The organism is Shewanella aestuarii, assembly GCF_011765625.1.
GTDB lineage: Bacteria > Pseudomonadota > Gammaproteobacteria > Enterobacterales > Shewanellaceae > Shewanella > Shewanella aestuarii_A.
In genome coordinates this window covers 3,863,963-3,890,934 of the sequence record NZ_CP050313.1, presented here as the reverse complement: position 1 = coordinate 3,890,934, position 26,972 = coordinate 3,863,963, and the positions used below count along the sequence as shown (strand labels likewise).

23 protein-coding genes and 1 pseudogene are annotated in these 26,972 nt (G+C 41.4%); 13 read left to right on the top strand and 11 right to left on the bottom strand.

Features of this window, described 5'->3' with window-relative positions; translation table 11 throughout:
• Nucleotides 1–242: 242 nt before the first annotated feature.
• Together HBH39_RS16880 and HBH39_RS16875 are read right to left on the bottom strand one after the other, a co-directional pair.
• Nucleotides 243–3,398 carry an efflux RND transporter permease subunit gene (locus HBH39_RS16880; protein WP_167679796.1) on the bottom strand — a complete coding sequence of 1,052 codons (3,156 nt, stop codon included), beginning with the start codon at nt 3,396–3,398 and terminating at the stop codon, nt 243–245.
• A 12-nt stretch (nt 3,399–3,410) separates the two neighbouring features.
• Nucleotides 3,411–4,553: an efflux RND transporter periplasmic adaptor subunit gene (locus HBH39_RS16875; protein ID WP_167679795.1), complete on the bottom strand. Its 1,143-nt coding sequence runs from the start codon at nt 4,551–4,553 to the stop codon at nt 3,411–3,413.
• 683 nt (nt 4,554–5,236) lie between these two features.
• On the opposite strand from HBH39_RS16875, the gene HBH39_RS16870 reads away from it, so the two are divergent.
• Nucleotides 5,237–5,854, top strand: coding sequence for a TetR/AcrR family transcriptional regulator (locus HBH39_RS16870; RefSeq protein WP_167679794.1), 618 nt, complete (start codon nt 5,237–5,239; stop codon nt 5,852–5,854).
• Nucleotides 5,855–5,940: 86 nt separating this feature from the next.
• On the opposite strand, the gene HBH39_RS16865 is transcribed toward HBH39_RS16870, so the two are convergent.
• The 3 genes from HBH39_RS16865 to prlC all read right to left on the bottom strand — a co-directional run bounded on the left by HBH39_RS16865 (nt 5,941) and on the right by prlC (nt 9,553).
• Entirely contained in the window at nt 5,941–6,630 is a 690-nt protein-coding gene (locus tag HBH39_RS16865; RefSeq protein ID WP_167679793.1) for a DNA-3-methyladenine glycosylase I, read from the bottom strand.
• 118 nt (nt 6,631–6,748) lie between these two features.
• Complete coding sequence (locus tag HBH39_RS16860; RefSeq protein ID WP_167679792.1) at nt 6,749–7,279, bottom strand: thioesterase family protein; 531 nt, start codon at nt 7,277–7,279, stop codon at nt 6,749–6,751.
• 234 nt (nt 7,280–7,513) lie between these two features.
• Nucleotides 7,514–9,553, bottom strand: a complete 2,040-nt coding sequence (prlC, locus tag HBH39_RS16855) for an oligopeptidase A (RefSeq protein WP_167679791.1) — start codon at nt 9,551–9,553, stop codon at nt 7,514–7,516.
• 259 nt (nt 9,554–9,812) lie between these two features.
• Between prlC and HBH39_RS16850 the strand changes: the two genes are divergently transcribed.
• The 3 genes from HBH39_RS16850 to gorA all read left to right on the top strand — a co-directional run bounded on the left by HBH39_RS16850 (nt 9,813) and on the right by gorA (nt 12,667).
• Nucleotides 9,813–10,529, top strand: a complete 717-nt coding sequence (locus HBH39_RS16850; protein ID WP_167679790.1) for a hypothetical protein — start codon at nt 9,813–9,815, stop codon at nt 10,527–10,529.
• Between the two features lie 75 nt (nt 10,530–10,604).
• Complete coding sequence (locus HBH39_RS16845; RefSeq protein ID WP_167679789.1) at nt 10,605–11,237, top strand: hypothetical protein; 633 nt, start codon at nt 10,605–10,607, stop codon at nt 11,235–11,237.
• A 74-nt stretch (nt 11,238–11,311) separates the two neighbouring features.
• Nucleotides 11,312–12,667 (top strand): glutathione-disulfide reductase, encoded by a 1,356-nt coding sequence (gene gorA, locus HBH39_RS16840; protein ID WP_167679788.1) that lies wholly within the window; start codon nt 11,312–11,314, stop codon nt 12,665–12,667.
• 129 nt (nt 12,668–12,796) lie between these two features.
• Here the strand turns inward: gorA and HBH39_RS16835 are convergent, their stop codons facing one another.
• Nucleotides 12,797–13,438: a TetR/AcrR family transcriptional regulator gene (locus HBH39_RS16835; protein WP_167680136.1), complete on the bottom strand. Its 642-nt coding sequence runs from the start codon at nt 13,436–13,438 to the stop codon at nt 12,797–12,799.
• Nucleotides 13,439–13,557: 119 nt separating this feature from the next.
• Here HBH39_RS16835 and HBH39_RS16830 point away from each other — a divergent pair, with 119 nt between their 5' ends.
• A complete protein-coding gene (locus HBH39_RS16830) occupies nt 13,558–14,427 on the top strand; it encodes a LysR family transcriptional regulator (RefSeq protein WP_167679787.1) in 870 nt (289 codons plus the stop codon).
• 130 nt (nt 14,428–14,557) lie between these two features.
• On the opposite strand, the gene HBH39_RS16825 is transcribed toward HBH39_RS16830, so the two are convergent.
• Together HBH39_RS16825 and HBH39_RS16820 are read right to left on the bottom strand one after the other, a co-directional pair.
• Complete coding sequence (locus tag HBH39_RS16825) at nt 14,558–14,911, bottom strand: cytochrome c3 family protein (protein WP_167679786.1); 354 nt, start codon at nt 14,909–14,911, stop codon at nt 14,558–14,560.
• A 28-nt stretch (nt 14,912–14,939) separates the two neighbouring features.
• Nucleotides 14,940–16,460: a flavocytochrome c gene (locus HBH39_RS16820; protein WP_167679785.1), complete on the bottom strand. Its 1,521-nt coding sequence runs from the start codon at nt 16,458–16,460 to the stop codon at nt 14,940–14,942.
• 240 nt (nt 16,461–16,700) lie between these two features.
• Here HBH39_RS16820 and HBH39_RS16815 point away from each other — a divergent pair, with 240 nt between their 5' ends.
• On the top strand, nt 16,701–17,348 hold the full coding sequence (locus HBH39_RS16815) for a DsbA family oxidoreductase (RefSeq protein ID WP_167679784.1): 648 nt from the start codon (nt 16,701–16,703) through the stop codon (nt 17,346–17,348).
• A gap of 151 nt (nt 17,349–17,499) precedes the next feature.
• Nucleotides 17,500–17,976: a CYTH domain-containing protein gene (locus HBH39_RS16810; RefSeq protein ID WP_167679783.1), complete on the top strand. Its 477-nt coding sequence runs from the start codon at nt 17,500–17,502 to the stop codon at nt 17,974–17,976.
• A gap of 131 nt (nt 17,977–18,107) precedes the next feature.
• Here the strand turns inward: HBH39_RS16810 and HBH39_RS16805 are convergent.
• Nucleotides 18,108–19,635: pseudogene (locus tag HBH39_RS16805) on the bottom strand (DUF3612 domain-containing protein).
• A gap of 158 nt (nt 19,636–19,793) precedes the next feature.
• On the opposite strand from HBH39_RS16805, the gene HBH39_RS16800 reads away from it, so the two are divergent.
• On the top strand, nt 19,794–20,312 hold the full coding sequence (locus HBH39_RS16800) for a malate synthase (RefSeq protein ID WP_167679782.1): 519 nt from the start codon (nt 19,794–19,796) through the stop codon (nt 20,310–20,312).
• A gap of 284 nt (nt 20,313–20,596) precedes the next feature.
• Entirely contained in the window at nt 20,597–21,532 is a 936-nt protein-coding gene (locus tag HBH39_RS16795; RefSeq protein ID WP_167679781.1) for a YeiH family protein, read from the top strand.
• 63 nt (nt 21,533–21,595) lie between these two features.
• Here HBH39_RS16795 and HBH39_RS16790 read toward each other — a convergent pair whose 3' ends face one another.
• Together HBH39_RS16790 and HBH39_RS16785 are read right to left on the bottom strand one after the other, a co-directional pair.
• A complete protein-coding gene (locus tag HBH39_RS16790) occupies nt 21,596–21,784 on the bottom strand; it encodes a hypothetical protein (RefSeq protein WP_167679780.1) in 189 nt (62 codons plus the stop codon).
• Nucleotides 21,785–21,877: 93 nt separating this feature from the next.
• Nucleotides 21,878–22,522, bottom strand: coding sequence for a paraquat-inducible protein A (locus HBH39_RS16785; protein ID WP_167679779.1), 645 nt, complete (start codon nt 22,520–22,522; stop codon nt 21,878–21,880).
• 191 nt (nt 22,523–22,713) lie between these two features.
• Between HBH39_RS16785 and HBH39_RS16780 the strand changes: the two genes are divergently transcribed.
• Genes HBH39_RS16780 through HBH39_RS16765 form a run of 4 tightly spaced genes read left to right on the top strand, consistent with a single transcriptional unit; the run spans nt 22,714 to nt 26,967 of the window.
• Nucleotides 22,714–23,343 carry a methylamine utilization protein gene (locus HBH39_RS16780; protein ID WP_432280166.1) on the top strand — a complete coding sequence of 210 codons (630 nt, stop codon included), beginning with the start codon at nt 22,714–22,716 and terminating at the stop codon, nt 23,341–23,343.
• Nucleotides 23,344–23,371: 28 nt separating this feature from the next.
• The gene (locus HBH39_RS16775; RefSeq protein ID WP_167679777.1) at nt 23,372–25,663 is read left to right on the top strand and encodes a bifunctional diguanylate cyclase/phosphodiesterase; all 2,292 of its coding nucleotides are present in this window, start codon (nt 23,372–23,374) and stop codon (nt 25,661–25,663) included.
• A 27-nt stretch (nt 25,664–25,690) separates the two neighbouring features.
• Entirely contained in the window at nt 25,691–26,539 is an 849-nt protein-coding gene (locus HBH39_RS16770) for a DUF3034 family protein (protein WP_167679776.1), read from the top strand.
• Nucleotides 26,539–26,967 carry a group I truncated hemoglobin gene (locus tag HBH39_RS16765; RefSeq protein WP_244325699.1) on the top strand — a complete coding sequence of 143 codons (429 nt, stop codon included), beginning with the start codon at nt 26,539–26,541 and terminating at the stop codon, nt 26,965–26,967. The genes HBH39_RS16770 and HBH39_RS16765 overlap by 1 nt, the downstream gene beginning before the upstream one ends.
• Nucleotides 26,968–26,972: the final 5 nt, after the last annotated feature.

Here is a 26,972-nt window from a genome sequence, read left to right as displayed (position 1 = left end):
ACCTTTTTAATTGAGAGACGGGGTGAGGGAACCCGTTAATAAAGCTGCACATTGCTAACTTTATTGTTTTTGCTATACAGAGATTATTATAGTTCGATACTCAGTCTTATATGCTGAGAACCCCTTATTTTTAAGGGGGCGAGATAATAGCATCTACAACTTATATCGCAAGGGTTGTTGATTAAAAAGTATAAAAAAATGGCCTCAAATATCGAGGCCATTTTTATCGTTAATCATCAATATTAACTGGTTTTGCTCTCGCTAGTCTCTGTTGACTCTTCACTGCTAGCATTGGCTTTTTTTCTATTGAATATTCTCTCAACCACAACGAAGAAGAGTGGAATTAAGAAAATACCCAAGAAGGTTGAGCTCATCATACCGCCAAGTACACCAGTACCGATGGCGTTTTTACTGCCCGAACCTACACCAGTACTAATTGCAAGTGGTACAACACCAAATCCGAATGCTAATGACGTCATTAAGATTGGACGTAAACGTACACGTACTGCATGTAATGTCGCCTCAATAAGCCCAGCACCCTTGTCGTAGAAGTCTTTAGCAAATTCCACAATCAAAATCGCGTTCTTGGTGGCTAGCCCCACTGTGGTTAATAAGCCTACTTGGAAGAATACGTCGTTAGGCAATCCACGACCATTCATCGCAATTAGCGCACCAATCACACCTAATGGCACGACCAACACCACCGCAAATGGTACTGACCAGCTTTCATACAGTGCTGCAAGTACTAAGAATACAACCAAAATAGATAGCGCATATAAAGCAGGTGCTTGGTTACCTGATAAACGTTCTTCAAAAGAAAGACCATTCCATTCAATACCAAACCCTGGTGGTAATTGCTTAACCATAGCTTCCATGTCAGCCATGGCGTCACCAGTACTGTAGCCTGGTACAGTTGCGCCTTGAATGTTCACTGCAGGTAAACCATTAAAGCGTTGTAACTGTGGTGAACCAAAGTTCCATTTACCAGTTGCAAATGCAGAAAACGGCACCATCTCTCCCGCGCTATTACGCACATACCAGGTATCTAAATCACTTGGTTGCATACGATATTGGGCGTCACCTTGCATATAGACTTTTTTCACACGGCCACGGTCAATAAAGTCATTCACATATGAACCACCCCATGCCGTACCCAGTACGCTGTTGACATTATCAATATCGATGCCTAATGCACGAAGCTTTGCTTGATCAATGTCAATTTCGTACATTGGCGCATCTTCTTGACCATTTGGACGTACCGCTACCAAATTAGGATTCTGTGCCGCCATACCTAGTAACTGGTTTCGAGCGGCAATTAACGCATCATGACCTTGTCCACTTCTGTCTTGAAGATACATATCAAAACCGTTGGCCGTACCTAATTCAATTACGGCTGGTGGAACAAAGGCAAATACCATCGCCTCTTTGATTTGTGAGAACTTCGCCATTGCACGACCAGCAATTGACTTAACATCTTGACCTGGCTCAGTACGCTCAGCCCAATCATGCAGACCAACGAATGACATCCCCATGTTTTGCCCCATACCAGCAAAACTAAAGCCTGCAACGCTAAATACAGATTTAACATTGTCTCCTTCAGTATCAAGATAAAAATCGTTGATCTGATTGAGAACCTTAACGGTGCTTTCTTGAGTAGAGTTGGTCGGTAAAATTGCTTGGGTAAACATAATGCCTTGATCTTCGTCGGGCAAGAATGCTGTTGGCATACGCATGAATATCCATGCAGTTGCAATCACTATGACTAAGTAGACCCCCATCATACGTACACTACGTTTTAAAATGTTGGCGACTGATTTTTCATAGCGCGATGTTAACTTGTCAAAACTGCGGTTGAACCAGCCAAAGAAACCCGTGTTAATATGGGTGTGGCCTTTAGGGAGCGGCTTTAACATAGTGGCACACAATGCAGGCGTTAAAACCATTGCCACAAATACAGATAATGCCATTGCAGACACAATCGTAATTGAGAACTGACGGTAAATTACACCCGTTGAGCCTGACATAAAGGCCATTGGCACGAATACTGCTGACAGGGTTAAACCAATACCCACCAATGCACCCGTGATTTGATCCATTGATTTACGGGTTGCTTCCAGTGGGCTTAAGCCTTCTTCCGACATCACCCGTTCAACGTTTTCGACTACAACAATGGCGTCATCCACCAATAGGCCAATTGCTAGAACCATAGCAAACATGGTGAGCGAGTTAATCGAGAACCCTGTTGCAGATAAAATCGCAAACGTGCCTAGCAATACCACAGGTACCGCAATGGTCGGGATTAATGTCGCTCGGAAGTTTTGCAGGAACAAATACATGATTAAAAATACGAGAACGATCGCTTCAATCAATGTATGTACTACACCTTCAATTGACTTTTCCACGAATGGAGTCGTGTCGTAAGGGTAGTAAATCTCTAAACCTTCAGGAAAATAGGCTTTCAGTTCTTCAAGTCTTTCACGAATAAGCTTGGCAGTATCTAGGGCATTAGCACCAGTTGCTAGTTTAAACGCTAAACCTGAAGCAGGCTTACCATTATATAGCGACTCGGTAGTATAGCTTTCAGCACCCAGTTCAACCCGCGCCACATCTTCAAGATAAACGTTTGCACCTGAAGAATCTGACTTAATGATAATTCGCTTGAACTGTTCTGGAGTTTGTAAGCGACTTTGTGAGGTGACTGTGGCATTTAATTCTTGCCCAGGCATGGCTGGAGCACCACCTAACTGGCCAGCTGATACTTGGGCATTTTGCTCACGAATGGCTGCCATCACATCAATACTGGTTAAGCTATATTGGGTTAATTTTAATGGATCAAGCCAAATGCGCATTGCATATTGGGCGCCAAATAGTTGTAATTCGCCTACCCCTGGGACACGGCTCATTGGGTCTTGAACGTTAGCTGCAACGTAATCTGAAATATCGTTTTTAGCCAAAGAACCATCTTCAGATACAAACGCAGCAACCATCAAAAAGCCAGCGCTTGATTTGTTTACATTAACTCCTTGCTGCTGTACTTCAGAGGGCAGCAGGGTCATTGCCGCTTGCAGCTTGTTTTGTACCTGAACCTGTGCGATATCAGGATCGGCTTCAGCGTTAAAGGTTAAAGTAATTGTTGCATTACCAAAGCTGTCGCTGCTTGAGTTGATATAACGAAGGTGATCAAGCCCTGTCATCCGCTGTTCAATAACCTGAGTTACAGTATCTTCCATGGTTTTTGCCGAAGCACCAGGGTAGAAAGCCTTAATAACAACTGATGGTGGTGCAATGCTTGGATATTGCGCCACAGGGAGTTCCTTAATCGCTAAGACCCCTGCAAGCATAATTAAAATTGAGATCACCCAAGCAAAAATAGGGCGATCAATAAAAAAACGAGCCATAATGATTTCCTATTATTGGGCTGAGTTAGCACTGATTGCTTGCGGTGAAACAGTTACGCCAGGGCGAATTTTTTGTAAACCTTCAATAATAACTTTGTCGCCAACATTTAAGCCCCCAACAATTCGCCAATTATTGTCAATGACTTCTGCCGTTCTTACTACACGCATTTCAACAATGTTTTCAGCATTAACAATCATTGCTACAGCTTCACCTTTGGTGTTACGAGTAATGGCTTTTTGTGGTACTAAAATCGCTTTTGGATCGGTACCCGTTGCAACACGAGCACGTACATACATACCTGGTAATAATATGCCATCAGGGTTAGGGAACTCAGCGCGAATAATGACCGAACCTGTAGCTTCGTCAACACTCACTTCAGCAAACTTGAGCACACCTTGTTGGTCATAAATGGAGCCATCTTCAAGCACTAAAGTCACTAAGGCGTTCTCTGCTTTTTGTAACTTACCCGCTTTAAGTTGTGTTTGTAGACGCAACATCTGTGCGCTTGACTGTGTAATATCAACATTTATCGGGTCTAATTGCTGAATGGTTGCTAACGTCGTGCTTTGATTAGCTGTGACTAGTGCTCCAGGTGTAACTGATGACTTACCAATACGGCCTGAAATTGGCGCTTTTACTTCTGTGTATTCAACATTGATTTTTGCGCTATTAATTTGCGCCTTAGCTACTTCAACAGAAGCTAACGCTTCTTGGTGTGCTGCTTCTGCTTCAATGTAATCTTGTTCAGAAATGTTATTGGTTTTAATTAGATTTTTGTATCGCTTCGCTTTCGCTGCGGCTGAGTATAATACTGCTTCAGCGCGCGCTAAATCAGCTTTGGCACTGGTTAATATTGCCTTATATGAGGCAGGATCAATTTGGTATAAAGACTGGCCAGCTTCAACTTCGCTGCCTTCAGTAAAGCCTCTTGAGGTAATAATACCTGAAACTTGAGGACGAACTTCTGCCTCAAGAAAAGCACGACTGCGACCTGGTAACTCAACCAGAATAGATTGTTCTTGAGTTTTCACTGTCATTACGCCAACGGAAGCGGCCGGAGGTTGCTGTGACTGGCTGTCTTGCCCTTGCTGACCACAGGCCGTTAACCATAATGTGGCAGTTATTACTGCGGCAACTTTGAATGCTTTATGCATGTGAACTTCTACTCCTAATTAATCCCACACCAGTGAAACTGGGTGTTTTCGATTTAATTTAATCTATGTATTGTGAGTGGTTACAGCAAATCAAGATAGTCACTAACCGTGCTCTACTTAACCGAAATTGTAAATAAATACGCTGTGGCGCGTGATCATTAAAAAAATGTTAAACTCTTTGTTTTGAATTATGTTTTTACGTATTAAATTTGCTTTAAACCTATTGAATATTTGCTATTAAAATTAACAGTTATCGATAATTTTTTATATTAGTTGATTACATCGTCTGAATGTTTTTTTGTTTATGTTTTCACTGTAGTAAAAACTAATTTGGCAAATTATTAACTGTTTTGAGGTTGATAATGCGCTTATCGTTCTGATTGTACGGTTTTTGACCTTAATGAGCTAGAGAGAAGATAACATCAACCTTGTTCAGTGTTACAAATTGTGAAGTCACCTTTATGACATCATATAAATTTGGCCGTTGCTTCAACTCACGTTTACGAACTTATTTTGATGATGGCTCAAAATTTGCCCTTGAATATAGCTAACCCAAAGTAGAATCATTCAACTCAGTGATTCAAAAGTAAACTGGCGGGTGTAGTTTATTGAGTTATTGTTGAAAAGTAAACTGCTCAGTGTAGTATACTTTGTAAATTCTCAAAGAAGATTTGTAAATAGATATGACAGTTGAAAAGAAAACCCTCAGTCAACAAAAGCGTGAAGCCATTGTCGAAGCCGCTAAATGCATGTTTAACAAATTAGGTGTGGCTGCCACCAGTATGGATAAACTGGCTGAAGAAGCAAAGGTATCTAAACGGACAGTGTATAATCATTTTGCGACTAAAGACGCTTTAGTTATGCACCTTCTTAGAGAACTATGGTTTAAGGGCACTGCTAGTAACCAAGGGCAATATCTGTCAGGACAACCTTTATTTGAGCAATTATCAGCCATTATTTTTACTGAAATTCAATTTATTAATTCACAAGAGCATATTGACATGGCGCGGGTTGCCATTGGCCATTTATTTTACAACAGTGAAGAAATGAGCCGTGAGATTGAAAAAATAAGGCAACATGAAACAGCGTTATTGCGTTGGATTAAAGCGGCGGCCTTGGATGGCAAAATCAACATTGAAGATGCGAAATTTGCCAACGAACAACTTTTGCACTTAATTAAAGGTCAGTGCTTTTGGCCACAAATTTTAATCTGCCAACCGCTCTTAAATGATGAGCAAAGAAAACACCTTGCAGATGAATCAGCCAAAATGTTTTTAAGTCGTTATCAAGTTACTCAATAATTAAACTGGTTATAGATGCTTTAAGAACAAGCAGCCTAAAAGTTGCAAGCTACTGTGATTAAAATAATTGTTATTTAAGTTAACTACTATACGTGATTATCACCCACACCTAAGGCGATAATTTGGCTAATTTCCGCCAATGTTAATCCCGACTCTGCTTGCCATGTATTAAAAGCTGTTTGAGTTTGTTGTAGGCCGGTTTTTGAGCTAAAGCTAGCATCTACTACTTTTGTCGCTTTTAAATAACTTTGAACGTCATTACTTAATATAAATGTCTCTTTGCCTATGGCGCGTAAAAAATAAGGCCCAGTATTTCCACCTAAACGAGCGCCTTGCTTCTTCAATAATTGCCACAAACCGACAATGTCATCTACAGGCCAGTTAGCGATAAATTCTGCAAAGCTACCATGTTGGCTAGCTAAAGATTGGATCATATAAGCGTTATCAACTATGGCTTGGGTTTTCTTTTGGTGTCGAATTAACGTTGCATCAGAAGCGCGTTGCTGAATTTGTTCAGGCGATAACATCAATACTTTCGTCGGCTCAAAATTGAAAAAAGCCTTTTCATAAGCTGGCCACTTGTTTTCAACCACTCGCCACACAAAGCCACTTTGAAACACCCGTTTAGACATCACTGACAGTAACTCTGCGTCACTATATTGGGCAATGTCACTTGCTAAAAGTGTATCAGGTAGGCGCATTTCAACATGGGCAAGACCTCCTTTGCGTTCACAAGCGCGAGCAAGGATATCAGCAAATTTTTCCAGTTTAGCCAAAACAAACTCCATTATTGATGGTGATACCAATCTTAATTAGTGTGACAAAGTGAAGGGTAAAACAAAACAACCATCATTACGATGGCTGAATAGCATTGGATTTATTAACCGCGTAAGTTTACATATTTCGCTCTTTTTTGAGTTGTAAAAACTGCTTCCATTTAACCACTTCTGGCGGTAACTCTGGCGGTTCACCTACATAGCCTGCTTCAGCGACAAGGGACGTAATAGGGACTTGTTTACCTTTACTGACAAAGACGCCGCGAACATGAACAATGCAGTGCAAAGCCCGCGGGGTAACAAAACGATGCTCGATATAGAAATATTTCTCATCCCAGCCGACCACTTTGGTTTCTATTTCAAATTTTTCTAATGGCTTGATATCACGTATAAAGGTTGTTTCAGATGCATTAACAATTGGCATCCATTTCATTTTGATGAACTTTTTCATTAGCCCCATATCGGCAATCATGTACGTTCGAGCTAAATCCATAAATGCTGGATAGCGCGAGTTGGTCACGTGCATATTGATATCACAATCAAAGGGGAGCGCCCGAAAACTTAGGCGACTGGTGTCTAAAAAGCCAATGCCAGAACAGTGGCGAATGCGCCACAAGAATAACCAAATTAATCGGAAATACAGATTCATCTACTACCACTCCTTTGTAAGCGCAACAGGCTAACAGAGGTCATACCAGCTGGCAAGTGTCTCATGTTGTTAGATTGTTATTGTGAATAAGGGCGCGGTTGAATGCAGATAATCAATGTTTTGCTTGCTGATATTTGATAAAAGTGGCTTTTAATCAGCTAATTAAGTGGTCAATGACATAAAAAAGCATAAACCGAGGTTTATGCTTTTGAAGGAGTCGTTTTTATTGGTGGTTTACGCAGCAATACCTGAGTGTCTGAGCAAGGCATCAATGCTGGGTTCACGTCCCATAAAGCGTTTGAACAGCGTCATTGGCTCTTCACTGCCGCCCATTTCTAGTACGTTGTTTAAGAAGCTTTTGCCCGTTTCTGGATTGAAAATTCCTTCATCTTCAAAACGTGAGAACGCATCGGCAGATAAGACTTCAGCCCATTTATAACTGTAATAACCCGCCGCATAGCCGCCAGCAAAAATATGAGCGAATCCATGTTGGAAACGGTTAAAGCTTGGTGGGGTTAATACCGCAATTTGACTGCGAACTTCATCTAAAATGCCTTGAATATTGCTGCCTTTGGCGGGATCAAACTCAAGGTGCATTCTAAAATCAAACAATGAGAACTCAAGTTGGCGTAACATCATCATGCCAGACTGGAAGTTTTTTGCCGCCAACATTTTATCTAGCAATGCTTTAGGTAATGGTTCACCCGTTTCATAATGACCTGAAATTTCAGCTAATGCTTCTTCTTGCCAGCACCAGTTTTCCATAAATTGACTCGGTAACTCTACCGCATCCCAAGGTACGCCATTGATACCTGATACGCCGCCCACATTTACTTTAGTTAACATGTGGTGAATACCATGTCCAAATTCGTGAAATAAGGTGGTGACTTCATCGTGAGTAAATAACGCAGGTTTGCCATCGACCGGGCCGTTGAAGTTACAGGTTAAGTAAGCCACGGGTTTTTGCAAGCCGGTTGAGGTAATGCGACGTCCACGACAGTCGTCCATCCATGCGCCGCCACGTTTACCTGTTCGTGCATAAAGGTCAAGGTAGAAGCTGCCACGATGGACATTGTCGGCATCATAAATATGGAAAAAACGCACATCTTTGTGCCAAGTATCAAACTGCTTTTGCTCGCTAATGGTTAAGCCGAATAGCTTGTTTACCGTGAAAAATAAGCCTGATAATACTTTATCTTCAGGGAAATAGGGGCGAAGGATTTCTTGTGAGACTTCATATTTATGATGCTGTAATTTTTCAGCGTAATAACTTAAATCCCACGATGCCATTTCAGTCACACCGTAGTGCTCTTTGGCAAAGGCGCGCAGTTCTGCTAATTCACTCTCGCCTTGAGCTTTACTGCGCTGTCCTAGTTCATTTAAGAAGCCAAGCACTTGCTCAGGGGTCTCAGCCATTTTGGTGGCCAATGATTTGTGTGCGTAACTTTCAAATCCAAGTAGATTGGCTAGTTCATGGCGTAATGCGACAATTTCATTCATGTTGTCAGTATTATCAAACTCGCCAGCGTTGGGGCCTTGATCTGATGCTCGCGTGACAAATGCTCGATAGCATTCTTCACGTAGCTCACGGTTGTCACTGTAGGTCATGACGGGTAAGTAAGATGGAAAATCTAAGGTAAATAACCAACCGTCTAACTCTTTGGCTTCTGCCATGGCTTTGGCTGCGGCCAATGCCGAATCAGGTAAACCAGCTAACTCTGCTTCATCGGTGACAAGTTTGGTCCAGGCTTGAGTGGCATCAAGTAATTGATTCGAAAAGCCGCTTGTTAATTCAGATAAACGCTTAACGATTTTACCATAGTGTTTTTTATCATCATCATTTAAGCCAATGCCTGATAATTCAAAATCACGTAGGCTTTGCTCAATGACCATTTTTTGTGCTTGGCTAAGTGAAGCGAACTCAGCTGATTGGTGGATAGATTTATAAGCTTCATATAAAGCTTGGTGCTGGCCAACATAGGTACCGTAATCTGATAAAAGCGGTAAACAATTGTCATGGGCTTCTCGCCAGTCATCATTACTGACTACCGAGTTCATGTGCGAGACCGGCGACCAAATTTTACTTAATTCGTCATCAACCTCTTCTAAAGGCGCAATGAGGTTATCCCAGGTATAAACCGTGTTGGCAGCAAGAAGGGAATCAATAGCGCTGCGGCAGTTTGCGATGGCTTGTTCAACTGCAGGTTGAATGTGCTCAGGCTTGATTTGCGAGAACAAAGGTAATTCGGTGCCACTTAACAATGGGTTGCTCATAAGATTCCTCAGCAGAATAGGTGTATTGCTTATTAATGGTGCCTTTTGTTGTTAATTTCAAGTCTGACAGCGGTATCTGAATGCGCTAGCGTAAATTTCATTAAAGAAAAGTGATAAGGCTCCCGAATTAAATCTACACTGATTTTATATGATTAATTTTGACGTTCAGATCTCAAATGCAACTCATTATCATTACTGCCAATAAGCTTGTTGTTATAATGTTATTAAATGTGAGATTGGTTTGTGTGGAGGGGGATAAATGCAAAGACAAAAAAAACAGTTATGTTTGTTATTGAGTGCATTATTGCTAAGTCCTTTGGTACAGGCCGACACTGAGTTTGCTATCGATATTGTTTGGGATAATCAATATATCACTGAGGGTCGCGATAACTTGGATAAGGGCGGCATTGCTTGGGCGGTGGCGAGCGTGAACCAAGATGATTTAGTGGTTTATGCTGCGCTTGGACGAGGCGATCAAACGCATTATATCGAGTGGAACTTTGGTTTAGAGTACCTTATCTCACTGCATGATGATGTTGAGGCCAGTATTGGTTATCAGCGTCTTGAGTTTTATGGTGATGAGCGCGGATCAGACAACGAGTTATTTGCATCAATCAGTTATAGCGGTGTGACGTGGTTAATTCCATCGCTTTATTACACCTATGCAACCGAAGCGAGTGGTTACTTTGTTGAGGTGCAGTTGCAGAGTCCTTGGGATATTACTGAAAATCTTGCAGTGACGCCTTATGTCAGTCAAGGTTTTGACTTTGGATATGCGACTGAGCAATACGATGGTGCCAACCATTTTCAATTTGGGATTGAGGCCAGTTATCAGATAAGTGAAGCTATTGTCATTGCTGCGCACCTTAGTCATTCCATTGCCATGGGCGATATTAAGCAGCAAGCTAAAGATGAGGCCATGACGGGTAATTTAGATCAAACCTTTGCTGGTGTTCACCTTAATTGGCGTTTCTAACTTCAAGTTATAGATAAATCGTCTACACTTTTAAGCGCAACAGGAGGATTGCGTTTTTAATTCCAAGGATGGCTTATGATTTCGCAAAAGTGGTTTATCTATTATTACTTGTTGATTGTTTTTTATGCATCAACAACGCAGGCCAATAATGATTGGCACAAGCTTACATCGGATCAGCAAACGACTCACACTCAACAACGGCAAGCTGCTCAAACTCAAGCATCACAAACTCAAGCATCACAAAATCAGGCATCACAAAATCAACAAGCGCACAAACAAAGTCAGCCAGTATTGACCAATCAAAGTGCAGTAACCTTAGGTGTTGATGGGGTTTTTGATAGCAACGGCAATCCTTTAGCCATACCTCCAGTGAATCAAGCCTTACATTATCAGGCCAGTGAAGCGCTGAGCGATGCAAGTCCAAAAACAAAACACAAATCGAGTAACAAAGCTCGCGCCAAACATGCAAAAAAGGCATCAACGCAAGACAAACATGATAGGGCAAGTGCTGTGGTTGCGAATGATCCTAGCTGTCGTTGGTTAAGTGCCAGAATCAAAGCGCTTGAAAAAAAGCTTAGTCCTAAATCTGAGCGCAAACAATATATAAAAGATGAACTTGGCATTAGAAAGTCAGAGTATTCCTGCTTGCGCTGTGCTGGTGACGGACCTTCTCAGGGAGATCACGCCCTGTGCCAATATAAACGTTAGCATTTGTAAATTCAGCCTAGCATCGTTAGTCATTCCTCCCTACAATGATGGCAATCAATGAAGTGGAGAACATCATGGCTCAGCATTTTGACTATATCGCACTGGGTGCGGGTAGCGGCGGTATCGCCTCAGCAAATCGCGCGGCAATGCGCGGTGCAAAAGTATTAGTAATTGAAGCGCAGCATGTCGGTGGCACATGTGTCAACGTAGGTTGTGTCCCTAAAAAAGTAATGTGGTACGGTGCACATATTGCCGAGGCCATGCATTTATACGCCAAAGATTATGGCTTTGATGTTACGGTAAATAATTTCAACTGGAACACTTTAGTTGATAGTCGCGAAGCCTATATTGGTCGAATTCATGATGCCTATGGCCGAGGTTTTGCTAATAACAAAGTGACCCTAGTGAATGGCTACGGCAAGTTTGTAAATGGCAACACCATTGAGGTTAATGGCGAGCAATATACTGCAGACCATATTCTGATTGCCACTGGCGGCGCGCCAACTATTCCCAATATTCCTGGAGCTGAATACGGTATTGACTCAAACGGCTTTTTTGCTTTGCGTGAACAGCCTAAGCGGGTTGCGGTAGTTGGTGCCGGTTATATTGCGGTTGAGCTTGCAGGAGTATTGCATGCTCTGGGGAGTGAAACCCATTTATTAGTACGTAAGCATGCACCACTGCGTAACTTTGATCCAATTTTGGTTGATGCATTAGTGGAAGCCATGGCAACCGATGGGCCAACATTGCATACCCATAGCATTCCAAAACAAGTGGTTAAAAATGCTGATGGCAGTTTAACGCTTGAGCTTGAAAACGGTAATAGTTTAGAAGTTGATACCTTAATTTGGGCAATTGGTCGCTCACCTGCTACTGGTAATATCGGCCTTGAAAATACCGATGTTCAGCTAGATGAAAAAGGCTATGTGATCACCGATGAGCAGCAAAATACTACGGCAAAAGGTATTTACTGTGTAGGTGACATTATGAAAGGCGGGGTAGAACTGACCCCAGTTGCTGTAAAAGCCGGACGTTTATTGTCAGAGCGCTTGTTTGGCAATATGCCTGATGCAAAAATGGATTATTCATTAATTCCTACCGTTGTATTCAGCCATCCTGCAATTGGTACCATGGGCTTAACTGAGCCCGAAGCCGTTGAGCAATATGGTGAAGACAAGGTAAAAGTTTATACCTCAACATTTACCTCTATGTACACAGCGGTAACGGCACATCGTCAAGCCTGTAAAATGAAGTTAGTGTGTGCAGGTGATGATGAAGTGGTTGTGGGTATTCATGGCATTGGCTTTGGCATGGACGAAATATTACAAGGCTTTGGCGTAGCCATGAAAATGGGCGCCACTAAAGCACAATTTGATGCCGTTGTTGCAATTCATCCTACTGGAGCTGAGGAATTTGTTACCATGCGTTAAATTAGGTTTATCTAATTTTAGTGTGAACAAAGCGTCTTTTATCAAGCGGTGAGAACAGGTGTTATCACCGTTTTTTTGTCATTAATTCAAGTGGTTTACCACTTTTGTATTCAACTTGATTACAGCTGACTAATGAGGGTGGCAAGATTTCGCTGCTAACCAATCGGCAAAGGCTTTTTCTGAGGGGATCCGTTTGGCAGAATGACCCATTAATTGAGTTAAGGCATAACTGAATTGATGGTAAAGCTTTGGATCATCATATTGTTTATAGCCATCATCAATATTAATAAAGGCACCGCGTAAGTAATTGGTTACTAACTCGACTCGATCAAAACCAGCAACGTGGCCAATTTGACTGATTGTGGTTTCATTCCAGCGATACCATTGCTCGGCTAACTTTTGGTAACGCTCACGATAGTAATCACTACAACTGGCGAGCAAAGCTTCGTTGGGAAGCACGCGCTCAATAACAAATCGCTGCTGAGAAAGAATGGTATATAAGCGCTGACAGTGATGAAAAATAAAGCGTTGGTAAGGATCAAGATAGAGCTCGTCATAAGATTTGGCTTGAATTAAGCTCTGTTCAATTTGGGCGCAACCCACTGCAACAATTAAGTCTGCTTCGGTAGTGAAGTGATTATAAATAGTGCCTTTTGATATTTGGCTTGCCTGCACCAAATGAGAGCGACACAAATCAAAGGTTTTATGTCCTTTTAAGCATCGTTGAGACACTTCAACTAAGTAATTACCACGCTGCTCCCAACTGCTCATCATTAACTCCTTTTGCTTTGTTGATTTATGGTTTCAACTTCACAACTACATCATAACAAGCTTGGGGACTACTCCATATTGAGTAATACTTATACCATTATGAACTATTGAAATAGCCAATGTTAAAAGTTGAATTATTAGAAAGTTTCATTGCAGTTGCTGAGTGTGGCAATTTATCAAAGGCTGCTGAAAAGGTATGCCGAACTCAATCAGCATTAAGTCTTCAAATTAAAAAACTGGAAGAAAGCGTCGGCCAACCATTATTGATAAGAGACAATAAAGGTGTGACATTAACCGATTCCGGAAACACGCTTTTGAATTATGCTTACAAAATGATGCAATTGAGCTCAAAAGCACTAGATGATTTAAAAGACTGTCAAAATCGCGAAACGATTCGACTTGGGGTTCCGACCGACTATCTAAAACGTTACCTTAATAGCTGCTTAATTGAGTTTATTCGTGAGTTTACCTGTATCGAATTAGTGATAGATACTGATGTAAGCGGCAATTTATATAAACGTTTACAACAGGGTGAGTTTGATGTGATTGTTGCAACCCATTGGCAAGCGCCTATTCATGGTGAATTGTTATTCGAGCGTAAATTTCATTGGGTGTGTGCAAAAAAAGGTAACGCCCATTTACGTGAGATTATACCAATGGCGTTATATCCCGAAAACTGCCCAATTCGAGCACAAGTTTTTGCGAATCATCACATGTCGATGCGGCCTATCAATGTACTTTTATCCACGCCTTCGCCCGATGCACTCTGTATGGCGGTAGAGAATGATTTAGCCATTGCGCCTATTGCAGAGTTTCGGATTACAGAAAACATGTTAGTTTTAGATGCAATTGAGCATAACTTACCGCCATTGCCTACTTTTAACGAGTCGCTATATCTTAACCCTGATACACAAACGGAAGCGACTGAGCAATTGATTGTATTGATTAAAGCCAATGTAGCCGAACTTGCCGAAACTGTGCCTCGTTAAGTTCTTTATGATGCCTGTCAATTTCACAATAGAGCCTTAATTATTGAAAAGATTATAAAAAAGCCGCATTAATTAAATTAATGCGGCATCCCAATTGGGGGGGGATATGAAGGGTGGAGTTTATTTAAAACTACTCTTTATGCTTGTCATATTTAAACGTATGACAGTTACTACATAATGGCTTTTTGGTTTCATGTTCACTATGGCATTCTTGACAAGGTAACTCTTTACCATAGTGCAAGTTATTGTGTGGGTTTTGCCATTTGTCTTGTTCACTTCTAGCAGTTTGTTTTGCTAACTCACTAACATCATGACATTGCAAGCAGGCTTGGTCTGATGGGAATTGCTTAATACCTTTGTCATGACAGGCTTTACAATCTTTACCAATAACCTCTTTGTGGTGGTCGCGAATTTCTACTGCTTGTACAGATAAACTGGCTAAACTTAACATACCCAGTGCAAGCATAATCTTTAATGTTTTCATCAATAATTCCTCTTGTTAACTTGCGCTGTTAAGCTTTCATCATGCTACGGGCTGCGGTCATTCCCATGACCATACATTCAGGTATTGAGCAGCTACCCAAACGGCTGACACCATGAATACCGCCACATACTTCACCAGCGGCATAAAGCCCTTTAATTGGCTCGCCAGTGAAACTGTCTTTGACTTCTGCTTTGGTATTAACCATGACACCACCTTGGCAGTAATGTACTTTGGGCCATAAGCGAACTACGGTAAACGGAGCTTTAATATATTTATCTTTGGCCTTGGTCATATTTTTGCCAAACTGTGCGTCTTTGCCGGTTTTGACGTAACCGTTGTACTCTTCAATTTGTGCTTTTAATGGGTTAAGTGGCACGTTGAAATGCTTAGCTAATTCTTCAACAGAATCAAATTTCCACCCGACATTGTACTTAATCACTTTTTCAGTATTAGGATGCTTTTTAGAATCGGCATAACTGGTAATTAAAATGGGTGGTAATGCATTTCCTTGCTCGTCACGACAAGCAAGTTCTGCATCTGCACGGGTTTTTCTGTCGGCAATTTCATCCATAAAGCGTTTGCCGGTTAAGCGGTTAATTGCTATGGAATGCGGGAAGTTATAAATAGAGTAGTTAGACACATAACCAAATCCACCTTCATCTGGTGATGCCCAAGGACCTGATTGAATATGGGCTAAATGTACAGGAATGGCGCCAAGGCGGAACATTTCATACATACCTTCACCTGTCGCGCCGGGGGCGTTGGTGCAGCCTACTTCAGAGGTTAATGTGGGGTCTTGTGCCATACGTAAGTTAACATTTTGTGCAAATCCGCCGGTCGCCATAATGACGCCTCGTTTCGCACGAATATGAATGATTTTACCGGGCTGGTCTTCACCAAAGTGATAGTTTTCGCGCATTTTAATGCCTAACACTTCGCCTTTTTCACCGACTAAGAAACCTTCAAATTTTGAGCGGTTGTGAGTGTTAACACCTAATTCACGACATTTTTTTAGTAATGGCTGGGTGATCCCAGCGCCACAACTTACGGTTGTTTGGTAAGTACGAGCAACAGAGTGCCCACCCAATTGTTGTAAATATGGATGATATTCAGACCCTGCATCTAAAGTCATTTGTAGCGCTTCCATTGCATGAGAGGCTACATGGCGCAGTAAGGCTTCGTCGGCGATACCACGCCCAGCTGCAAGTTGGTCTGCAACCATGCGTTCAACAGAATCTTCAACGCCTTCTTTTTGTTGCATTGGCGTAACGGGGGCTGCAAATAAGCCACCATTAATGGCTGAGTTACCGCCAAAGTAAGACATTTTTTCAAAAATATGCACATCTTTTGCACCCAGCTTTTTCGCTTCGATTGCTGCCGCTAAGCCCGCAAAGCCAGATCCAATAATAACAATTTCAATTTCTTGGTCCCATTTGATGCCAGTAGCTTTTTCAGAAACTGCCATTGCAGGTGCAACCATTGCCGCGCCAGCCGCTATCCCCAAGCCGGTTATAAATTTACGGCGTCCTAACAAATCTATCTTATTCATAGGTCATCACCCCTTAGTTTTAATTGACCTTGTCATCATAGGACTGGAATCAATTCCAAAATGGGAGCAATTGTGAAGCTTTACTTGGTTATGCTACTGAAATGTCATAAATTGGTTGCGGCTAGCATTTTGGCAATAATTGTTAGTTAACGTGGCTTTTGGAATGGTTTCCAACTGAATAACGTTTAATATTGCAAATCAAAGTCTAATTTGCTGTATGTTTTAAAGGACAGGGTAAAAATGGGTAAAATTAAGCTGGATCTCGTGTCAGATATTGTCTGCCCTTGGTGCATTGTGGGTTACAAAAACTTGACCAAAGCGATTAATGAGCTAGGGCTGCAAGAACAGGTAGAGCTTGAGTGGCAGCCATTTGAACTCAATTCAAATATGCCGCCTGAAGGCGAAAATTTACGTGAGCATATCATGCGTAAATACGGTTCAACCCGCGAGCAAAGTGATCAAGCTCGTGCCAATCTACGCGCAAAAGGGCAAGAAATAGGCTTTACCTTTAATTTCAGTGACGACAGCAAGATGGTCAACACCTTTGATGCCCATATTCTGCTGGATTTTGCCAAAGAGCATGGCAAGCAAACAGACTTAAAATTGGCCTTGTTTGCTGCTTATTTTACAGATCAGCAAGATGTGTCAAATCATCAAGTATTAGCAGCAATAGTGGCGGGTGTTGGTTTAGATGCTGATCAAGCGATGGCAAGACTGAGTCAACCAGAGTATCGTCAACATACAAGGCAACAAATACAATATTGGCAAGGGTTAGGCGTATCGTCAGTGCCAACTGTGGTGTTTAATCGCAGTAGCGCGATGAATGGTGCGCATCCGGTTGAAAGCTTTAAGCAAGTATTGTCTGAATTGGTTGCTAAAGTGGATTAATGTCGTCACCAAGTTTTGATGCTATCTCGTAGCCCAACGCTTATTGTCGTTTGATGATTTTGCAGCTTGATGAATCCTCAATACAGCAATACTGACAGTCACTGAAGCCAATGAGTATAATGTTGTCTCTTTTTTTAGATTAATCATCACCATGACTCAAGAAATCGAACGTAAATATTTAGTAAACAGCGAACAATACAAATCACTCGCTCACCAAGCTGTGCGGATTGTGCAAGGTTATTTAAGCTCGGTACCAGAGCGTACTGTAAGGGTCAGAATTTATGCCGAACAAGGTTTTTTAACCATTAAAGGCAAGTCGAATGAGTCGGGTTTATCACGCTATGAATGGGAAAAGCAAATTCCGTTAGCTGAAGCACAAGCATTATTGGCGCTGTGTGAGCCAGGTAAAATTGATAAAACACGCTATTTGGTCAACTATCAAAATCAACTATTTGAAGTTGATGAGTTTTACGATGAAAACCAAGGTTTAGTGATGGCTGAGATAGAGCTTGAAACTGAGCTGCAGGAGGTTGTTAAACCTGATTGGTTAGGTGAAGAAGTAACGGGTGATAAGCGGTATTACAATTCAGCGTTAACTCAAAAACCTTTTAGTCAGTGGAATCGTTAACCTGAATGGCCATTAACACCTTAGCTAATCGCTTATATGTAGCGTAGGTGAGTTAAAAAGTATAAAAGTAAAAGCGCCGCTTAATGATAAGAGTGGGCGCTTTTATTTTATCTACTCAAGCTAAAACTTATTTATATTTCTTCACATAAATTTTTGCCGGCTGCGTAGCAACTAGGTTGCCTTGGGCACACCGCCCCGCGCGAGCAAATTAACCGTGCATCGTTTTTAATGCCTCGCTCAATCCAATTAATATTTAAAATTTTAGCCACACTGGTTAAGTCTTTTTTGATGTGCTTTGGAATCGCAATCGAGCCACCGCCAGAAACGCACGCTTGTTTTAAATCATTAGCGATAGACAATGAATCCTTGCCTTGTGCATCAATAGCGGGGTTTAAATCGATACCCGCACATAGCACGTGTGGGTTACCAGCCGAGTCTTCTACTTTTATCGATTCACAACAATAAATTCGGGGTTGATTGCCCACATTTAAAATTGATATTTGTGCTGATGTTCCAGAGCTTGGCTCGTTAATCATTCTGAACACAGCCCAGTGTTGGCAAGGATCTTCTACTAACCGCATATTACCCCAAGGTAGTGGAATCCCATTACCGCGATATACCGCTTTTAATTTGCCCGGGGCATAAGCATCAAAAAAATGCCAATGTGGGTAAGGTGATACCACTGTCATGCGGCGCATGGCAACCGAGGCTGATACCTGTAATTGTTTATGCACGTTTATTTCATAACCATGGCGGTCAAGTAATTGTCTAAAAGGCACTTTAGGGCAGAGTAAGGCGCCGGCAAAAAAGCTGGATTCAAAATCACGCCATGCGTGCAAAATATCTTGAGCGTTTAGGGTATTTGATTGCAATGGATTACCATCATCAATCTCTTCGCGGCGGCCCGAGGTCATTACCGATTTTAAGCCATCTTTGTTATGTAATACGCAGTGACCAATATGCACGGCTAAATCATATTTCAAACGGTGAGGGCGTTTTTTCAATGCATTATTTAAGAAGATTGTATTGGGGGCTCAAAAAATGACGTGACTAATTGGCGCGAGCTAACCCCATTTCATCATGGATTTCTTGAGGTGTACGGTCTATCCATTTAATCACTAAGCCCATTCGCTCGGCAATTGCGAGTATATCGTCAGCCATTAACGGCATGCGTTTTAAACCCACATCTTCGGCAGCTCGCTCTAAATCAGGGAAGTGATTTTGATGATGTTCTTGGTGAGCACGAATTAACAAATGGGCAAATTGGCGACCGCTAGTGCCGGTTTGCGACAGCATTTCGGGGATCGCAATTTGTAAAATATCGTTCGAGAATAAAAAGCTGGGTTCAAGTGGCATACCACTAATGCCGCCCTTGTTACCTTTTTCTGGGGTAATGGCATGATCTTCGGGCACATCATCTAAAAACCATTCCACTTCTTTTTGAAAAACAGCCGCAATCACGGCCAGCATATCAGCGCTAGGGACACGTTTGCCGCGCTCAATCATGGATAAGTATGACACAGAGGGTGAATTGCTTGAGTCTACTCGCATGCAGCGAGCAGATAAATCTTCCATGGTTAAGTTATTGCGTTTACGTAAGTTTCTTATTTTTGTGCCCAGAAAATGGGTCTTACGCATCAAGCTTTTTTCATTTCTCATTTTGTATAATTCACACTGTAAAATTTTTATTGTGAAATTGTTGTGAAAAATATCATAGACTAAAAATCAAGCTGCGAACAAGGCTTAATTAAAAACCATTTTGAATGATTCAACATTTAATAATGTGACCTAGGATAAAAAAGAAGAGGATTAAGGCTATGAACATGTCTACTCAAGCAAGCACCACAGCAAACCAAAACCTTAACCACTTCATTGGTGAGCAATTTGTGGCAACAACAAATCCATTAGACCGCTCTATTAACGCAAAAGCATTTTTAGATGCGCAATTTCCATTAGCGACAGGTTCACATCAAGATGTAACCAGCTATGTGGTTTACTACACTCACCTGTTGGCATTTTTAAAAGATGGCACCCAATCTGGTTTGCAAAATCCTTGTCAATTTGTGGCATTAACCGGCCACAAAAGCGAACCAACGTCAGTGGTATTAAAAAACAATGATACCCATGTGGAGATTTGTTTTGACCGTCAAGGCGAGATTGGCACAAATGACTTGGCGCACATTGAAGATATTCAGGTAGAAATGCCCATTAAAAACTTACCTACACCTTATAAGCAGTGGATCAGTTTATTGCACTCAGCTTGTAAGCCAACAGAAGGCCGTTGTAAGGTATTTACTGCTAAAGATGGCAGTGATTACGCAATGCATCAACGATAATGACTCGCTCACTTGCATGGCGCTTCTCATGATCTTTATGGCTATTTGATAGGCTGTAATGAGAGGCGTTATAGTGCGATTCGAGTACGCTGTAATCTACAGTAAGCGTCTGACTAATATTGGTTTGGTGAGTTATCTTTTGGGCTAATATTTTTAGATCAAACAGATTTAACCCACGGCGTTATCTTGATTTATTTGTTGATTAGATTCTTTCAGGTTCAAGCATCGTTCTGAACCGCCGTTATTGCTACAATAGCCGACTTGTTTTTTAGGGTGTTTTATTTATGGCAAGCGCGGCTTCACCATCCAAACTTAAATTTTGGCTATTTATTGCCTTGGGGCTGTTTTGCTTAACGCCGCTCATTTCATCTCCTATCGCGTTATTAATGGGGTTTACATTAGCCAGTATTGGGCTCGTTCCTAACAATATTGATCTCAGTAAATGGACGAAAACATTATTAGCCTATTCTATTGTCGGTCTCGGCTTTGGTATTAACTTGCCCGAGGCGATTGAAGCCAGTAAAAGTAATCTTGGTTTAATTGTCGGCTCAATCTTTTTTACTCTCATTTTAGGTTATGGCTTGGCCAAGCTGTTTGGCATGGACTCTAAAACTGGCCACCTTATTAGTTGTGGTACGGCTATTTGTGGTGGCAGTGCGATTGCCGCCGTTGCGCCGGCTATAAATGCTAAAAACGATCAAATTGCTGTGTCGTTAGCCTGCATATTTTTACTTAACTCTATCGCGTTATTTGTGTTTCCAACCATTGGTCATGCGTTGTCATTAAGCCAGTATGACTTCGGCGTGTGGAGCGCAATTGCAATTCACGATACTTCATCTGTGGTTGGCGCGGCAGCCGCTTATGGTGATGAAGCATTAAAAACGGCGACAACGGTTAAGTTAGCTCGGGCGCTGTGGATTATTCCGGTGGCATTGCTCAGTGCATGGTTTTTTGGCGGCGATAAAAGCAAAATAAGTGTGCCTTATTTCATTTTATTTTACTGCGTGGCTATTTTAATCGCCTATTTTGTGCCACAAGGCGAGGCGGTTTACAGCTTGATATTTATGGCATCAAAGCATGTTTTAGTGTTGTGTTTATTTTTGATTGGCGCAGCAATTACGGTTAAAAAAATGCGCGCAAACGGCCCGAAACCCTTATTGCTTGGGATATTACTGTGGATAGCCATTGGCTCCGCATCTTTGGCTTATATCGTATTGTAAGGGCTTGATGAGTTGTAACTGTGGCGTTGGTTGTTGCAGGTTAAGGTTACGGCGAATAAAGCCTTAAGCATCAGCGTCGTGTTGTTTAATATCCGGTTTGGCTAAGGCCAGCCAAATTAATCCACCAAAGGCCAGCAATTCAATTAAAGCGCGGGTTAAGCCTGTAGTTTGAATGGACGCGACAACCGCAATAATGCACAAGCTGATAATCGCGATGACTTTAAGTCGACGTGATAACCAAAAACGTGCCATAAGTGCCCCCATTTATATTTAAATTTATGTGAAGGCATTATTGGGGAATGGATTTTATTGCGCCAATATCAAATTTAACTATCTCATAACGGATCAGTTTGTGCTTATTGGCTGCGGCTTAGCTTGGGTTTGTTGCATATTAAACAGCGCATGGCTGGCAATGGAAAACAGGCAATAAGCCAGAAAATAATAAAAGCCAACTTCAAAATTAGCGTAAGTTTGCAATAATTCGCCCATGCCTGCTGAAGCATTTCCCGCCATATACACAATAATTAAGGCCACAACAAACACATCGGCCATTGACCATTTACCCACAAAACCAATTATAAGGTTAATAATCTGCTTAATTTTGCTGGTTATCGGTAAGCTGGCAATTAACATTAACGTTAATTTAAGGGCAGGGATAACAATACTGAACAAGCCCACCAATGCAGCAACTAGGATGTTATTTGATTGATAAAGCTCGTTGACGGTATCTAAAATACTGCGGGTTTTACGAAACACCTCTACTTCACCTTCAATCTTATCTAAGCCAAACATACTGACTGCCATGTCTAACATGCCGCGAGTATTGTCACGGGCGTTGTCAGAAAGGCTGTCAGTAAACATATCTAACCCAGTCTCCACTAATTGTGCTTTATCTATGGTGCCAGTCATAGTGAGCATGGGCTGGCTAACTCCCGGAATTAGCAAAAATAATGAAATTAATACTAGACTGATAGTGAGATAGATTTTCATAGTACTTCCTAACAATAATGTGCTGCAAAGCAGGTGCTCAGGTGTTTAAACGTTTGCCTATTAAATGGCAGTATCACGGTGACGCATTTATGGTGTTGGTAATTTATGTTGTAAATGGGTTACAGTTGTTTAGTTAAAAATTTGATTTTTAAGGTTAATGTATGCGTATAACTTTGTCGGTAAACTGCATAATATATTTATCCTTCACACTTTTTGTTTTGGTGGCTGAGGCTGCTGAATTATCTATTACTGTGGTGGATACTCAAGGTCAGCAGCTTGAGGATACGGTTGTCGAGCTTATTCCAATTAAAGAAGGGCGCCATGAGTTAAATAAGCTTATGCCGCCTACCTCACAGTATGAAATGCGCCAGAAGAATCGGATTTTTTCCCCTTTTGTATTGGCTGTGCCTCAAGGGGCTAAAGTTCATTTTCCTAATTTAGACCGTACTCGTCATCATGTTTATTCATTTTCACCAGCGAAAGAGTTTGAATTAAAACTGTATATTGGCGTAACGGAATCGCCGATTGAGTTTGATAAAGCTGGTTTAGTGGCGATTGGCTGTAATATTCATGACTACATGCAGGCTTATATTTATGTGTCATCAAGTCCTGTTTTTTCTGTCTCTAATGAGGTTGGTCAAATCCAATTTAGTGATCTTGTGATTGGAGAGTACCAACTTAAAGTGTGGCATCCCTGGCTGCGAACCCCTTCTGTTGATCGCATGTTAGTCGTTAATCAAGGTGATAATCAATTGACGATTAATGTCGATGTGGAACGCCAGCAAAAACCGACTTCTCCACCCAGTGGCTTTGGAGCGTAATGATTGAAATTAATAAGAGTAAGATTACATGCAATTTAGCTTTCGAAGTCGTCTAATTATTGCTTTTTTGTTTATGTTAACGCTGTTGCAGTTAACTACAGCCTTGTTTGTGCTGAATGCCACCCAGCGAGATTATCGTCAGCAACAAATTCAAGACCTTAATATTGGCGCAAAGGTATTTATGGAAATGCTTTCTAGCCGAAGTGGTCAGTTAAATCAAAGTTTGTCTTTATTAAGTTCTGACTTTGGTTTTAAGCGTGCTGTCGCAACGGGAGAGCAGGAAACAATCGCCTCAGTGTTGGCTAACCATGGTAAACGTATTAATGCCGATGCCGCGATTTTACTTTCACCTCAAGGTCAATTGTTATCATCCAGCCTAGGTGGAATGACAGATGAAGACGTTGAAAAGCTATTTTTGTTAACACAAAACCACTCAGATGCGTTTGAAATTGTTAATTTTGAACACACCAGTTATCAATTTGTATTGCAGCCAGTCAAAGCTCCAGTACTTATCGCTTGGGTTGGAATGGGATTTGCCTTGGACAAACAAGTCGCCGACCAAGCAAAATCAATTACAGGTATTGATATTAGTTTTGTTAATCAATCTGTTGAAAAGACAGATCTGGTGTCAACCTTACCCGACAATGCGCGTCAACAGTTGTTATCAGCCGGTATCACTTTGGGTAACGCATCTCATCAACTTGTTAGTGATGTGCCCAAAAACTATTTGTCAAAAGTGATCGATTTTACTCAGCAACATGGCCAATGGGCTGTGTTACACCAGTCTAATGCCGCTTGGCAAAAAAATTATGATGAACTGCGCAATAATATGCTCATTATTTTTGTGCTAACTTGTTTGTTCGCTTTTTTGTTTGCTGCTTGGATAGCTGGTGGCTTAACAAAACCGATTTATGCTTTGGTTAATTTTGCCCGCAAAGTCGGTCAAGGTGATAATCCTCGGCCAATTAAAGGTGCGCCTGCTGAATTACAAATTTTGGCAGATAACTTATCGGTTATGCGTGAAAATATTGAATCACGTGAGCAAGATTTATTGTACCAATCGCAGCATGACAATCTTACCGGTTTGTATAATCGAGGTGCGGCTAAACAATTATTGGCGCAACGCCTAACTTATATGAGTGGTAGCTTGCTGATGTTCGACATTGTTAATTTTCGTCATTTAAACAATATTATTGGTTTTGCTAATGCCGATGGCTTATTAGTCAGCTTTGCCAAGCGTTTATCCTCATTGCAGCCCGCCGCCGAAATCGTTTCCCGTTTAGACGGCGATTCATTTTTACTGTTATTCAAATTAAATATGATTGATATACAGCTGGACGATATTTTAGTTGATTTAGGTCGTCCTTTTGTCATTGAAGGCTCAAATATTAGTGTCAAGGTGCGCGTTGGTCTTGTCGAATTAACCCAAGAGTACCATCACGATGACATCGACACTTTAATGCGTCATGTCGAAATTGCTCTTAATCATGCCAGGGTTGAGTCTTTAGTTGTGTCGCATTATCACAAAGGAGCTGATGAGCAATATTTGCGTGAGCTTACTATTATTCGAGATATCCCTACAGCACTGGTTCAAGGACAATTATTTTTAGTCTATCAACCTAAAGTGGATATTAAGAGCAACACCTGTCACTGCGTAGAAACCTTAATTCGATGGCAACATCCAACGTTAGGTTTTCTTCCGCCTGATGAGTTTATTCTACTAGCAGAAAAATCAGGCAATATATCCATCATCAGTGATTGGGTTGTGAAAACAGCCATTACCCAATTAGCGGCCTGGAAGCAGCAAGGCATTACATTAACCGTGGCGATCAACCTATCTGCTCATGACTTAACCAATGACAATTTTGCCAATGACATTCAACAATTACTGCAACAACATCATTTACCACCCCATGCGCTTTCTATAGAAGTAACTGAAGGTGCAGTAATGAAAGATGCCCAAAAGGTGATAGCTGTATTGCAATCGTTTAGAGATATTGGTTTATCAATTGCTATTGATGATTTTGGCACCGGGCATTCATCGTTAGCTTATTTAAAGTTATTACCAGTAAATGAAGTCAAAATTGACCGTAGTTTTATCAAAGATATTCATATTGATGAAACAGATTTAATGATTGTTAATACGAGTATTAAACTGATTAAAGGCTTGGGCTTGACTGTGGTTGCCGAAGGCGTCGAATCTGAAGATGGTATTGATATTTTAAGAAAACTTGATTGCGATACCATCCAAGGCTATGTGTATTCAAAGCCGTTGAAAGCCGATGAATTGATGCTTTGGTTGGCCGATTTTAATCAATAAACGCGATACCAAACTTGTTGAGGATATATGCAATTATTATTAAAAAATAGCCTGATTATTTTATTATTTGTCAGCAGCTTAGCTTTAACAGCACAAGCTGGAACAAGTAAGCTAATCGCAACTGGGGGCGCGACCACGATTGAAGGTGCTGCTGGTGGAGGTATTGTTCCGTGGGCGGTGATTAATGGTTATGCGAGTTCTGATCAGTGGTCTACTACCGTCATGTATTCTCAGGTGGGTGTGGATGATTTCAGTTTGTCATCGGCCTCAATGGGCCTCAGTTTCGGCAATCGCTTTGAAATAAGTTATGCCAAGCAAGCTTTTGATCTAGACACAATAGGTGGTCAATTAGGGCAAGATATAATCGGTATTAAATATAAGATAGTCGGGGAGTTACTTTATAGTCGTCTGCCGCAAATGAGTGTGGGAGTGCAATATAAGCAGCTTGATGACTTTGCGTTACCTCAGGCTGTTGGCGCCAAGGAGGACTGGGGGATAGATATTTATCTTGCTGGTTCTAAGGTGTTTTTTGATGCCATCGCGGGCCGAAACTTGGTGACTAATCTAACCCTGCGAGCGACAAAAGCCAACCAAACAGGATTGCTTGGTTTTGGTAGCGCGCAATCGTCTGATTATCAAATAATGGCCGAAGTTTCAGTGGCCTTGTTATTGCTGGACAACCTTGCCATTGGTTATGAGTATAAGCAAAAACCCGATAATTTAAATTTTGCCGAAGAACAGGATTGGCAAGATGTATTTATTGGTTGGTTTATCAATAAGCATGTTTCTGTTGTTGGGGCTTATGTTGATTTAGGCAGTATTGCAGGGTTAGGCCGTCAGCAAGGATGGTATTTATCAGTAGAGGGAACCTTATAATGTTAACGAGTCGATTTTCGTTAATTAGCCTTTTGGGGTTACTTTTGCTGTGCTCTGGTTGCGCAGCCAAGTCTGACTCGTTGTATCAACAACTTGGAAGTCACAATGGTGTTAGCCAAATTACCGACAGCTTTTTACAAAATTTAGCCAAAGATCCCCTCATTGCACATCACTTTGAGCAAACGGATATTCACGTTTTTCGGCAGCGATTAATAGAGCATCTGTGCGTCGTTTCTGGTGGTGATTGTGTCTACAAAGGTGAGTCGATGTTCGACTCGCATGTGGGGTTACATATTAGTCAGGCTGATTTTGATGCGGTCGTTGGGCATTTGATCGACGCGCTCAAGCAGCAACACATTCCTATTGCTACTCGTAACGCTTTACTGGCTAAGCTTGCCCCTATGTATCAGGACATTACTTATCACTAAATTGG